Below are 13,067 nucleotides of genomic sequence, written 5' to 3'. Positions count from 1 at the left end.
GAAAAACAAAAATACTGATAAACAATCAATTATTTTAACAGAGGGGTAAAAATCAGGGGAAAGATATGTTAATCGGCTTACAGAATGTTACGTTTGAATTTGGTGCACGCATCATCGTGGAAGATGCCACCTGGCATATACAGCCCAATGAGCGCATCGGGCTTATTGGTTATAATGGTACGGGTAAATCGACCCTGCTGAAATTGTTTGTAAACCAATACGCGCCTTCCGCAGGAACGGTGGAGCGCAGCAAGGAAACCACGATCGGTTACCTGCACCAGGACCTGCTGAGCTTTGATACCAATGATTCTATATTACAGGTGGCCATGAGCGCTTTTGAAAAAGTGCTCAAGCTGGAGAAAGAAATTGAAGTGCTGGGCGCCGAGCTGGAAAAGACCGGCGATGAAAAGACCCTGCTTGAATATACGGATAAGCTGCATGAAATGGAGCTGCTGGGTGGGTATAACATCCAGCACAAAACCGAAGAAGTGTTGCAGGGACTGGGATTTTCGAATGCCGACCTGAACCGTCCGTACAAAGAGTTCAGCGGGGGATGGCGGATGCGGGTATTGCTGGCCAAGATGATCCTGGCCAAGCCAGACCTGCTGTTGCTGGATGAGCCTACCAACCACCTGGATTTACCTTCTATTGAATGGCTGGAAAAATACCTGCAGCATTACCAGGGTGCGGTGGTGATCGTGAGTCACGATAAATTTTTCCTCAACCGGATGGTGACCAAGATCGTGGAACTGTACCAGCGGGAACTGCATTTTTATAATGGCAATTACGAGTTTTATGAAAAGGAAAAAGCCGTGCGTATTGAAATGCAGCAAAAGGCCTACGAGAACCAGCAGGACTATATCCGCCAGAACGAGCGACTGGTAGAGCGCTTTAGGGCCAAGGCCAGCAAGGCAGCCATGGCGCAAAGCATTATGAAGAAACTGGATAAGCTGGAACGCATTGAAGATGTGGCGATTGAGCGGCCCGACCTGCGGATCAACTTCAGGGTGGATAAAGTGCCCGGGCGGGTACTGGTAGAACTGGATCATTTGTCGAAAGCATTTGGCGATAATGTGATCCTGAAGGATGCCAAGGCGGAGATCGACCGGGGCGATAAGATCGCGCTGATCGGAGCTAATGGAAAGGGAAAATCTACTTTGCTGCGTATTATCGCAGATGCAGAGTCGTACAACGGCAACCGTAAATGGGGCCATAATGTGGAAGAAAGCTTTTATGCCCAGCACCAGCTGGAGGCATTGAGCCTGGATAATACCATCCTGGATGAAATGCGGGGTTGCGGCAGTCAGATGACGGACCTGGAGTTACGGGCGTTGCTGGGTTGCTTTTTGTTTAGCGGTGATGATTCGGATAAAAAGATCCGGATCCTGAGCGGGGGCGAGAAGGCCCGCGTGGCCCTGGCAAAGACCATTGTAAGCAAGGCCAATTTCCTGATGCTGGATGAGCCTACCAACCACCTGGATATGCACAGTGTGGACCTGCTGATCAATGCCCTCAACCGTTACGAGGGTACCATGATCCTGGTAAGTCACGACCGGCACTTTATTTCAAAAGCGGCCAACAAGATATGGGAGATCGTAGACGGGAAGATAAAGGAATTTAAAGGCCCTTATGATGAATGGGTGGCCTGGAATGAGCGGATGCGCAAGCAGGCCGACGCCGAAAAACGGGAGGCCAATGCGCAGAAATCGAAACCTGCTGCAGTAGCGGCACCGGTGCCCACTCCGGCTCCGGTTAGCAATGCTCCCATTAATAAGGAACTGAAAAAGGAGCTGCAGCGTCAGCAGAAATTATTTCAGCAAACCGAAGAGGCGCTGAGTAAAAATAAAGCGCTGATGGCACAGCTGGAAAAAGACCTGGGAGATCCGCAGATCTATTCCGACCGCAACCGGTTTGTAAAAGCCGAGCAGGATTATGCGGCCGCTACCAAGGAAAACCAACGGCTGGAAAAGGATTATGAAACCATTTTTACCAAACTGATGGAGCTGGAGGAGCAGCAATAGCCGGCCGGGATGAGCAGTCTTTAAGGAAATTGATCTTTTAATAAATAAAATGTATTGTTGTTTATTATTTTGATTAATATGTATTTGCATACATTTATTTGATATTTTAAGTAAAGTTTTGATTCTATCGGTATCGTCCTGGAGATATTAGCTCTGGCTTGTCCCGGACTCCGGGAATCATCCTGATTTTTATTTGCCTTGCAAAATCAATGTAGCCATGACATCAAATGCTTATGGTCATCCTGAACTTGTTTCAGGATCTGCCTAAACCATGCATAGATGCCGAAACAATCCCGATTGATCGGGACGGCATGACTAAAGTATGATTCATTGGCAATACATTAAGAAATCTGTCATAGGCAACTTGTTTCGGGATCAGTGCGAGATGATCCTACTTTCGTTACCTTGAGCGGAGCATAGCGAAGTCGAAAGGTCTCCCTATCATCGGGCAAATTCGGGTATCACAGGGATGCTTCGGCCAGGCTCAGCATGGCGATTGTGTGATTGTTTTCTATTTTATAAGGATTCTGTCATTGGCAACATTCAATTCCTCAGGCAGGAAGGGGTATCCGTCACCTCGACCGCAGGGGAGAGGTCTCCGCGGAAGTATTCCGGTAACAGCGCTTTGAAAATTTATTTGTTCAGGAAAGTGATGACGGAAAGATTTCTCGACTACGCTTGAAATGACGACGGCGATACTTTTTTGCACATAATATCTCACAGGGGTGAAAAAGGCCCTGTTGCCGGCTACAACACCGCCAGGCTATCCACCTTATCCTGGTCGATCTGCTTTACCAGCGCTTCCAGCGAATCGAAACGCACTTCCTCCCGCAGGAACTGCTTTACATACACCCGCAGGGTTTGTCCGTAAATAGAAGCATCAAAGTCAAAAATATTCACCTCCACGGTGCGTTTGGTTCCGTTTACGGTGGGGCGCAGGCCGATGCTCATCATGCCCTTATAGCGATGGGGATCACCGGCCAGGCTTACATATACAGCATAAATACCATTGCCGGGGATGATCTTTTCGTCATCGGTGATCTTCAGGTTGGCGGTAGGGTAGCCCAGTTCCCGGCCCAGTTTATCGCCATGAACCACTTCGCCTTCAAAAAAGAAATCATAGCCCAGTAAATGGTTGGTGGTAGGAGTATCGCCCTTCAGGATGGCCTCGCGGATCTTGGTAGAGCTGATAGAAATATTATCCAGGATATGTTTGGGGATCTCCTGCAGTTCATAATGATATTTTTCCTGCAGCTGTTCCAGCAATTTATAGTCGCCCATGCGGTCGCGGCCAAACCGGTGGTCGTACCCGATAATAATGGTATGCGGCCGGAACTTTTCGATCAGGAAATCGCAGAGATAATCCTCCGGCAGTTGGTTGGCAAACACCTCGGTAAAGGGAATGATCACCAGGTGGTCGATTTCCAGCAACTCCAGCAGCTCGATCCGTTCCGCCAGGGTATTGATCAGGCGAAGCCCCAGGATGGAAGAATTCACCACCTTACGGGGGTGCGGATGAAAGGTTATAATTACCGATTCGCCGTTTACGGCCCGGGCCTGGGCGGTGAGCTGGCGGATCACTTTACGGTGGCCCTCATGCACCCCATCAAAAGTACCAATGGTAATAACGGCATTTTTAAATGCAGGCAGCGCCTCAATATTCCTGTGAATTTGCATCAGGCGCAAAATTAGCGGCGAAACTTCAAACTTCAAACCTCAAATAGCAAAACCTGTCTTATCTTAGCGGCCTTAACAAAAATAAGATCAATCGATGTCGTTGTATTCCAAAAGAGGGGTTTCTGCACAAAAGGAAGAAGTACATGCTGCTACACAAAAGCTGGACAAAGGGCTTTATGAAAAGGCTTTTTGCAAAATTTACCCCGATGTGCTGGTAGGCGATGCCGATTGGGCCAATGTAATGCATGCCGACGGCGCCGGCACCAAGAGCATCCTGGCCTACCTGTACTGGAAGGAAACGGGTGATGCCAGCGTTTGGCGGGGCATTGCACAGGACGCCATCGTTATGAACCTGGACGATCTCTTATGCGTGGGCATCTATGATCAGCTGGCATTTTCATCCACCATCGACCGTAATAAAACGGTGATCCCGGCGGAAGTACTGTCGGAAGTGATCAATGGCAGCCAGGAGTTTTTTGACACCATGCGCCAATTTGGTATCGACATCACTTATATGGGCGGCGAAACAGCGGATGTGGGGGATGTGGTGCGCACCATTGCGGTAAATGGTACCATGACGGCGCGCTGGCCCCGCAAAAAACTCATCACCAATGAAAAGATCGCCGCCGGAAATGTGATCGTTGGACTGGCATCTTTTGGAAAAACGAACTACGAAGCATCCTACAACAGTGGCCTTGCCAGCAACGGGCTCACCAGTGCCCGGCATGATGTGCTGAAAAAGGAATACGGACAAAAATATCCCGAAACCTTTGAGCCCGGTCTGCCGGATGAGGTCGTATACATCGGGCCTCATGGCATGACGGACACCATCGATGTGGACGGTGCTCAAACCACCATCGGGAAATTATTGCTGAGTCCCACCCGCACTTTTGCCCCGGTAATGAAGGTATTGCTGGAGGAACATTTTGATGCCATCAATGGTCTTATCCATTGCAGCGGCGGCGGGCAAACCAAGTGTATGAAATATGTACCGGACGGGGTAACCATTATAAAGGACAACCTGTTTACACCACCGGTTATTTTTGATATCATTCAAAAAGCCAGCGGTGCCGATGCCCGGGAAATGTACCAGGTATTTAATATGGGTACGCGGCTGGAGATCTACACCAACGAAAAAGATGCCGATACTATTATTAAGGTAGCAACGGCGCTGGGTGTGGATGCGCAGGTAATCGGCAGGGTAGCAGCCAGCGAAAAGCAGTCGCTCGAAATTCATACCGGCAGCGAAATCATCCGGTTTTAGTAGACATAAAGGAAAGCTTTCAATATAAGCGGTCACCTGCAATACATATAGGTGATCGCTTTTTTACTGGCTTTCCGGAAACAGGCAGCCGTATAAAATTTTAGCCACAGATGCGCAGATCCTTTTTTATACTTTCCTGTATAATAAATCAGGTACTTCCGGCATAAAATCTACGCATCAGCGGCCATTCAAATTAAAAAACAGTTAGGATATTGTTTTTAAACTAATGGCACCCAAGACTCCCAAAATGAAAAACATTTCCAATTGCACCTGCAGATGTTGTAAAAATTTTAGCCACAGATGCGCAGATGATTTTTTGTGCTTCCTGTAAATGAATCAGGTATCTCCGGCACAAAAATCTGCGCATCAGCGGCCATTCAAATTAAAAAACAGTTAGGATATTGTTTTTAAACTAATGGCAACCAAGACTCCCAAAATGAAAAACATTTCCAATTGCACCTGCAGATGTTATAAAAATTTTAGCCACAGATGCGCAGATCCTTTTTTATACTTTCCTGTATAATGAATCAGGTACCTCCGGCATAAAAATCTGCGCATCAGCGACCAACGCTCTTTTCTGTTAAGTCTCCCTGTCTCCTAATATAGTATAGGGGCACTATTCCCTATTTCTCTTTTGCAACCGGGCCTGGGTCATCCGCTCGCGCAGGCCACCTTCATTAATAAATGCATGTTCCAAAGCAGTTACCTGTTTCCCCTGCAGGTAGACGGTTATTTTTACCAGACACCTTAATACATTGGCACTTATTTCCGGTTCTTCATGTTCGATGGCCTTTTTAAAGGTATCATAATTGGAGCCTGGCGTTTGATTGAGCTGATCAAAACGCCGGGAAAGGGGATGACTGCGTTCCCATTGAGGCAACTTATGCGTGCGCAGAAAATCTTCATAATCCAGTAACAGCTCTTCCAAACTGGCCCGGGCCACGTTGGTAAGCCTAATTTCCATTTCTTTTGAGGTGGCCGAAGCCATGCTGGCCTCTGCAATATTCTGCTTTCCGGAACGGGCCGCCTGCACCATCTGGTCAATAGTGCGGTCATATTTATTAAAATAGCGACCGGTAAAAAATACGGTACCGTCATAGATGATCTCTGCTTTTTGGAAAGTGATCAGTTTTCGGTAGCCTCCATGCATAGGAATAAATCCCTGAGGATGTTTTTCTGTGGTCATAGGTGTTGTTTCGTTTAAAGTTACAAAGTTTTTGGAAGCAACCGTTTTTTGGGGAGTATGCCTCCTTTTGGAGGACTGGGACGCCGCGGTAAACGCCAATGTCTCCCAGTGACCCAGTCTCCTGAAAGCTGCCATTCAAATTAAAAACATTTAGTATATTTACAGCAATCACAATAACGCCCCAACACCTCAAAAATGAAAAATAGCACCCATTGCACCCGCAGCCTTTTTACCAATCGCCGGAAACCCATAAATTTAGCCTTTTAAAACAGCACAGTGACAACCCCTATCCCCTTAAATATCACCAACGCCGACATCCTCAAAGCCGTTCAGGAAACGGAGCTTTCCGCCATACCGCCAAGAAGATTCTACACCAAGTACTACCTGGTGGTGGAGGGCAAAAAATACCCGCCCAAATACATCCTCTCCCGGGCCAATCAATACGCCAACGGACAGCAACTGGGCCTGGATGCGTTCACCACGCAGCAGGCCGTAGCCTACTTCAGCAAAATGGGTTTCCAGGTGGAGAAAAGGGAAGAAGTGCCCAGCTACTTTGACGAGCTCAGCCGCTTCCTGGAGCAGACCCAGACAGATGATTTAAAGTCCCGTAGCTATCAGAAAAGCTTTAACAATCTCAAAGTAAAAGTAAGCTTTGGACAGGGGGTGAAGGCAGATGTGCCTTGGATTGCTTTTCTAAAAGAACCCAATACCGTTCAAAAAGGTATATATCCGGTTTATTTGTTCTATAAAAATCTAAATCTATTGGTGTTGGCTTATGGGGTAAGTCAAACCCACAAACCCCCAAACAACTGGAAGCTCCGGAACCCCACCACCATCACAAAATATTTTGCCGAACACCATTTGGGCAAGCCGACCAATTATGGCAGCTCTTATGTGTATAAGGTCTACAACACCAACAACCCCTTAAACCGGGATGAAATAGAGGAGGACTTGCTGGATATTATTGATCTGTACAACGAAATGCAGGAGGATACCGATATGCCAACCACCCACACCACCACCGGGCAGCAGGAGTTTCAGCTCTCCGCTTTTTTAGAAGCATTGCATACAACCGGTCTCAGCTTTAACCCGGCGCTGGTCACCCGGTTTGTGGGTGCGCTGCTGGCGAAGCCTTTTGTCATCCTTACCGGGCTTTCGGGTTCGGGTAAAACCCGGCTGGCGCAGGCTTTTGTGCAATGGATCTGTGAGGATGCAAAACAGTATTGCATCGTGCCGGTGGGGGCCGACTGGACGAACCGGGAACCGCTGCTGGGCTATCCCAATGCGTTGGATCCGCAGGAATATATAAAGCCGGACAATGGTGCGCTGGAGCTGCTCCTGTATGCGAGCGCGCATGCCAACAAACCCTGTTTCCTCATCCTGGATGAAATGAACCTGAGCCATGTGGAGCGCTACTTTGCGGATTTCCTCAGCATTATGGAATCGCAGGAGGCTATATCCTTACATGCGGGCGGTGCACAAAAGAAATCGGGCGTTCCGGCTGCCATCAAGTGGCCGGCGAATTTATTTATTATTGGCACCGTGAATATTGATGAAACCACCAATATGTTCAGCCCCAAAGTGCTGGACCGTGCCAATACCATCGAGTTCCGGGTAACGGCGCCGGAGATGGCGGCTTTCTTAAATAATACCCGCACGACAGATAAACAGGCGCTCCATACCACCGGGGCTTCCGGGGCGGGAAGCTTCCTGGCATTGGCCGGGGCAAAGGAAGTGCAGGCACAGGGGGCAGACCGCGCGTATATCAATCAAACCTTGATCAGCTTTTTTAAAGAGCTTAAAAAAACGGGTGCGGAGTTTGGCTACCGTACGGCCACGGAAATATTGCAGCTGCTCCACCAGTTGGAGGTGATCGATCAAAACCTTTCCTTAAATCAAAAGCTGGATATGGCCATTATGCAAAAGCTCCTGCCCAAGCTACACGGATCGCGCCGCAAGCTAATACCCGTGCTGAGTACCTTAGGGGCGCTTTGTTTTAAGGGCAGCAATCTGGAAAAGGAGGTGTTTGAAACCGATGATTTTGATTATGAAACCGACCAGGTGCTCTTTCCCCTGTCGCTGGAAAAAATAACCCGGATGTACAAGGGGGCTATTGATAACGGTTTTGCAAGCTTTGCCGAAGCCTGATATGAAAACCCTGTCTTCCATAGAACTCCATTTGGATCAGATAGCTCCCGGTCTGCGCCTGTACATCGATGCCCGCAAACCGGATACCCTGTTTGACGGGGAGGAGGACGCGGCCGAACATAACGAAGCGCGGTATCAATTGATGGAAGGTTTTTTTTATGATTATGCATTTAATCATCCCGGTTACCAGTTGGGCGATGTGGGGGAAAACATCATCATCCCGCATAAAAGAAATACGCACACGGGTACGCTGGCGCCCAATATTTTTACCGGCACGCTCACCATTCCTATATTATTCAATCACCAGCCGGAGCCGGTTACAAGCATTGAGCTGGAAGTACAATCCACCAAAACCAGCTACCGTAACGATTACCGGGATATGCTGGAGCTCATCACCGAAAAATGTACCGACCTGCTGTTGCAGTCCAACGCGCCGGCCGCGCATTATTTCGATATTGATTATACCAAAAGCAGCCAGACCCTTTATCAAAAATTCGCCTTCATCAAATCGGTGATCGGTACAGATGAGTTTGCCGAGGCCATTCACCGCATTGTTACGGCACCCGTTACCCAATGGGCAGACGCGCCGGAACCGCGGGATGTGCGCCAGCTGCGCCGTCTTTCCAATGCGCATGTAAAGGAATTATTAAAAGGCGGTAGTCCGGCCCTCCTCCCGGAGTCCTTAAAAAAAGCCGGGTTCCACAGCCTGCCCCGGCGTATTGCGGCCACGCGCAAAACAGACGCGGTGGATACACCGGAGAACCGTTTTGTAAAACATGCGCTGGAAGTGTTCTTACAATTTTGTACGGAGGTGCACAATGCCGCCGCGCCGCAAAGCAAGCTGTATAAGGAATCACTCTTGCTCATCCGCACGCTGGAAGGCTTTTTGCACCACGGCCTCTTTGCAAAAATTTCGGCACCCACCACGCTCCGGCTCAACAGTCCGGTATTACAGCGCAAGGAGGGCTACCGGGAGGTGCTGCGCACCTGGCTGTTGTTTGATGCAGCGGCGCGACTGGTGTGGACGGGTGGCGATGATGTGTACCAGGGCGGTAAAAAAGATGTGGCCACGCTGTATGAGTACTGGCTGTTCTTTAAGCTGCTGTCGCTCTTTCAATCCCTGTTCCAGTTAAACGCGGAGGATATCAGTCAGCTTATCGAAAAAACGGAAGACGGGCTCAACCTGCGACTCAAACAGGGCCGGCATTATCCCGTAAAGGGCGTGTACGATGCGGGCAGCCGCAAGCTGTCCATCCGCTTTAGCTACAACCGCTCCTTCAGCGGCAGCAAACCCTACCCGGATGCCGGCAGCTGGACCATGCACATGCGGCCGGACTATACGCTTTCCTTCTGGCCCGCGGGCATTACCGAGGCGGAGGCCGAGCTGCAGGAGCTCATCGTGCACATACATTTTGATGCCAAGTATAAAATTGATCACCTCAATAAATTTTTAGAGCCTTCCTCCAACGCCGCGCTGGCGCAGGAAAAAAAGGACAACAGCAAGGGTATTTATAAAAATGCGGACCTGCTTAAAATGCATGCCTATAAGGATGCCATCCGGCGCACGGGCGGGGCCTATGTGCTGTACCCGGGGCATAAGGACCTTACCCGCAAGGGTTTTCATGAAATACTGCCCGGACTGGGCGCTTTCCCCGTGCGGCCTTCCAAAATAGAGGATGGCACCGGCGCCTTAAAAGCCTTTATCACGGCCATTATCGATCATTTTATCAACCGCAGTTCCCAGCGGGAAAAATGGGCCTACCATACCTTTGACGTATTCAGGCAAAAGCCGGGGGAAGACAACATACTCAACGAGCCCTTGCCAGAGCCCTACGGTGCCAACCGGGATCTGTTGCCGGATGATAGTTTTGTGCTCATCGGCTATTATAAATCCGCCGAACAGCTGGCCTGGATCCGGCAGCACCACCTGTACAATTTCAGGACCGGCAGCGGGGCAGGGGGCCTGGTGCTGGATGCGCCCACCGTAAGCGCCCGGTATCTGCTGTTGCATACCGCCGGGCAGCAGCAGTCCGGCGAGCTGTGGAAAATCATCAGCAAGGGTCCGCAGGTCTTTTCCTGGCAGGAGCTGGTGGACAAAAACTATCCTTCCCCCACGCAAGATCATTACCTGGTCATTCGCCTGGCGCCTGTGCTGGAGCCGGAGTTGCACCACCTGCAATGGAATTTTAAAAACCTGCCCAACTATACATCCGGCAGGGCCTCCGCGGTTCCCTTTACCGCCACCCTGGCGCAGTTGATGAAGGTGGTACAGGCCCGGGAGTAGCGCTATCGGCATCACAGTAGCGGGCTCTTTTTTTGGGCGTGCCCCCGGCCCGCCCACGCATCCCGATGGCTATCGGGACCTGCACACGGCCGGGGTCGGGCTATGCAGGGGTTCCGTGCTGCGCACCGGCCGCTGTTGGCGGCCGCCCTTTCTATCCCTCACGCGGGCATCCGTGCTATAAACCCGGTTTGCGTTTAAAGAAGAATGACCAATTCCGTCCACATCATCCTGAGCGCACCCCGACGAAAGTAGGATTGTCGTACGTCATCCAGCGCAACGAAGTGGAGCCGAAGGATCTCCCCATTGTCGGACTGTTCGCTCCACTCAATAGGATGCTGAAGAATGATTTAAAGCTTCAACCTTTCTTGCTGTTGTATTTTTCTGTAATCCAAATTGGAAGTATCTTTAATAAAAAAGGGCGGCCTGATATCCCCTTTGAAATTCGCGCAGCATATGAAAAATTATAAACTATTGCTTATCCTCATTTTGTTATATGTCAAAACCTTTTCTCAGGAAAATTCACTAAAAGAATATTATATTGTTGATAGCAGTATCCTTAAAAACAGGGTTAAACTGCAAATGGATACACTGAAGGATCCTCCCAAACAAAACGAGGTTACCGAATTTGATACATTGGGCAGAAGGATTTACTCTTACCGCACAAATAGCGAAATCAAATACAAATACGAGTATAAAAACTCGGCAGATACCGTTTTGTGTTTTCTTAGTATTATTTCAGGTAAAAACCCGGATGGCCGGCTTATAGAAATACAGAAATATGTATACAACCAGCAGGGAAAAATTCTCCTTCGTACCAATTGTTATCAAAACTCTAACCACATTTCGGCACAGTTAACAAGGTTTTATTATGATTCATTAAATAAAATGACCGCCAAGCACTTTTATTATGCGCATAATTTTTCAAAAACGCTGGATGAACACTATTCAACCAATGCATCTGACTATGAATTGAATAGTGCCGAAAATTATTTTTATGATAATAAGGGGAGGATGGTATCCGTTAAACAAATGACCGGGCCAAAAGATGAGCGCTTTACCGAAAGTTTACAATATGATGAGCGTGGAAGAGTAAAAACAATAGCCCGGTTTCAAAAGTATGGAGCTATGGGTGAATTAAGGCTAATGAATATTCACCAAAGAACGAAATATGTTTATACGGATAGTAGCTGGACAAAATATGAATTTGTTTTCTCTGGTGATAAAGTAAAAAAAGATGAAGCCGGGCAATATCACCCAACAATCGAGAAAGTCTTAACGCCAGGTGGATTGATCAGTAAAGAATACCTGGGCGGGGGTAAGGATAAAACACTACGTAGGAAATATGTGTATATTTATTTTGAGTAAAAATGGCGCCGGATAATCATTAGTGGTTAAAATATCGTTTACCGTATTTCATTTCTATGCCGCTCCAAATAACTATGATTTTCTACCGACAGGTTTTTAATGGTTTCCCGGCCGGTAACACCTATTTTATCATAGGCGCTGGCGCGCAGCGCGGGGGAAAGGATGATTTTTCCATTGTTTTCAAAACTAATCAGGTGTTGGTCAAATAAGGCATCATACACCGGGGATAACAAAATGCCGTTGTGCACATCCAACCGCTCCAGGTTGTTGGCGTCCCGCCAGGGCACAATATGGGAGGCAATTAATATCTCGTGTTTTGTATAGCCGGTAACGGCACAGGCAAACCGCCAGCGATGCAATACGCTTTTGCGATAAGCACCCTGACCAATACGGGAGGTTACCAAACCCTTGCGCTCCGTTTCGTTGGGTGGAATGGTTTGTTGTTTTGGGGATGGCTCCTTTACCATGATCCCCTCCAGTTCCGGTTCATAGGGCAGGGCAATGCCTTTTCTTTTAAAAAAGAATTTTATGGCCATCCGCTGTTGGCCGTCTCGGTCCGGAGCGGTAAAATAATCATACTCTATCAATTCCAGCTCGCCTTTGTATTGTACATAGCCTCGTTGCACATACTCAAACAGAAATACCCTTTTGCCTGTATTTAGGTGTTCGGCTAATGCCAAATTGCCCTTTGCCAGTTGCATATCGCCCGTTTGGCCCTCTCCGGTGTAGGAAAACACATCGTCGTTTTCCCATTGGTCTTTATAGCCGTGTTGCTGGCCGGTAGCCCCTGAAAAAATCAAGATAAACGGATAGCCGGCCGGGGTGGATATACCCGCCTGCCGATTGCCACCATACCTATCATGTATTATAGCCCGTTGCAGGGTTTCGTTGAGTTTAAAATGAGGTGGAGGGGCCTGCCCCTGTATGGTATTATCCGCCATAATGTATTGCTGTAGCGCCTTAAAGATACGGAAAAATAGACCCTTGCCGTTGGCCCTGGAAGCCGAAAGGCTGGCCGCATAAAATAATTTAACTAACGGAAAATTTAGATTTTTTCCTATATTTAAAGGACCAAGCGAAAAATTGACGATTGATGAAATAACCCGCATCCTGCACTTAGTT

The 13,067-nt window shown here is 48.4% G+C and carries 9 protein-coding genes; 6 read left to right on the top strand and 3 right to left on the bottom strand.

The annotated features are described in order from the left end of the window. Nucleotides 1–65: 65 nt before the first annotated feature. Nucleotides 66–2,021 carry a ribosomal protection-like ABC-F family protein gene (abc-f, locus tag LQ567_RS03410; RefSeq protein ID WP_231002697.1) on the top strand — a complete coding sequence of 652 codons (1,956 nt, stop codon included), beginning with the start codon at nucleotides 66–68 and terminating at the stop codon, nucleotides 2,019–2,021. 747 nt (nucleotides 2,022–2,768) lie between these two features. On the opposite strand, the gene LQ567_RS03405 is transcribed toward abc-f, so the two are convergent. After that, nucleotides 2,769–3,698: a bifunctional riboflavin kinase/FAD synthetase gene (locus LQ567_RS03405; protein WP_231002696.1), complete on the bottom strand. Its 930-nt coding sequence runs from the start codon at nucleotides 3,696–3,698 to the stop codon at nucleotides 2,769–2,771. Nucleotides 3,699–3,792: 94 nt separating this feature from the next. Between LQ567_RS03405 and LQ567_RS03400 the strand changes: the two genes are divergently transcribed. Next, a complete protein-coding gene (locus LQ567_RS03400) occupies nucleotides 3,793–4,962 on the top strand; it encodes an AIR synthase related protein (protein WP_231002695.1) in 1,170 nt (389 codons plus the stop codon). A gap of 616 nt (nucleotides 4,963–5,578) precedes the next feature. Here the strand turns inward: LQ567_RS03400 and LQ567_RS03395 are convergent. Then, nucleotides 5,579–6,148, bottom strand: coding sequence for a four helix bundle suffix domain-containing protein (locus tag LQ567_RS03395; protein ID WP_231002694.1), 570 nt, complete (start codon nucleotides 6,146–6,148; stop codon nucleotides 5,579–5,581). A 276-nt stretch (nucleotides 6,149–6,424) separates the two neighbouring features. On the opposite strand from LQ567_RS03395, the gene LQ567_RS03390 reads away from it, so the two are divergent. From LQ567_RS03390 to LQ567_RS03375, 4 genes are all read left to right on the top strand, one after another. After that, nucleotides 6,425–8,296, top strand: coding sequence for an MrcB family domain-containing protein (locus LQ567_RS03390; protein ID WP_231002693.1), 1,872 nt, complete (start codon nucleotides 6,425–6,427; stop codon nucleotides 8,294–8,296). Nucleotide 8,297: 1 nt separating this feature from the next. Continuing rightward, nucleotides 8,298–10,580 carry a DUF2357 domain-containing protein gene (locus LQ567_RS03385; RefSeq protein WP_231002692.1) on the top strand — a complete coding sequence of 761 codons (2,283 nt, stop codon included), beginning with the start codon at nucleotides 8,298–8,300 and terminating at the stop codon, nucleotides 10,578–10,580. A gap of 188 nt (nucleotides 10,581–10,768) precedes the next feature. Next, nucleotides 10,769–11,047: a hypothetical protein gene (locus LQ567_RS03380; protein ID WP_231002691.1), complete on the top strand. Its 279-nt coding sequence runs from the start codon at nucleotides 10,769–10,771 to the stop codon at nucleotides 11,045–11,047. Next, entirely contained in the window at nucleotides 11,034–11,945 is a 912-nt protein-coding gene (locus LQ567_RS03375; protein WP_231002690.1) for a hypothetical protein, read from the top strand. Before LQ567_RS03380 ends, LQ567_RS03375 begins: the two co-directional genes overlap by 14 nt. A gap of 38 nt (nucleotides 11,946–11,983) precedes the next feature. On the opposite strand, the gene LQ567_RS03370 is transcribed toward LQ567_RS03375, so the two are convergent. Then, on the bottom strand, nucleotides 11,984–12,886 hold the full coding sequence (locus LQ567_RS03370; protein ID WP_231002689.1) for an HNH endonuclease: 903 nt from the start codon (nucleotides 12,884–12,886) through the stop codon (nucleotides 11,984–11,986). Nucleotides 12,887–13,067 lie beyond the last annotated feature (181 nt).

The organism is Niabella pedocola, assembly GCF_021044425.1.
Taxonomy (GTDB): domain Bacteria; phylum Bacteroidota; class Bacteroidia; order Chitinophagales; family Chitinophagaceae; genus Niabella; species Niabella pedocola.
Note: the sequence above shows the minus strand (reverse complement) of the source record. Positions and strands in the feature narration are given on the sequence as shown.

What these genes read in the sequence shown, in the direction of transcription:
- abc-f (WP_231002697.1), top strand. Translation starts at nt 66, where the DNA reads ATGTTAATCGGCTTACAGAATGTTACGTTTGAATTTGGTGCACGCATC.
- LQ567_RS03405 (WP_231002696.1), bottom strand. Translation starts at nt 3,698, where the DNA reads ATGCAAATTCACAGGAATATTGAGGCGCTGCCTGCATTTAAAAATGCC.
- LQ567_RS03400 (WP_231002695.1), top strand. Translation starts at nt 3,793, where the DNA reads ATGTCGTTGTATTCCAAAAGAGGGGTTTCTGCACAAAAGGAAGAAGTA.
- LQ567_RS03395 (WP_231002694.1), bottom strand. Translation starts at nt 6,148, where the DNA reads ATGACCACAGAAAAACATCCTCAGGGATTTATTCCTATGCATGGAGGC.
- LQ567_RS03385 (WP_231002692.1), top strand. Translation starts at nt 8,298, where the DNA reads ATGAAAACCCTGTCTTCCATAGAACTCCATTTGGATCAGATAGCTCCC.
- LQ567_RS03375 (WP_231002690.1), top strand. Translation starts at nt 11,034, where the DNA reads ATGAAAAATTATAAACTATTGCTTATCCTCATTTTGTTATATGTCAAA.
- LQ567_RS03370 (WP_231002689.1), bottom strand. Translation starts at nt 12,886, where the DNA reads ATGGCGGATAATACCATACAGGGGCAGGCCCCTCCACCTCATTTTAAA.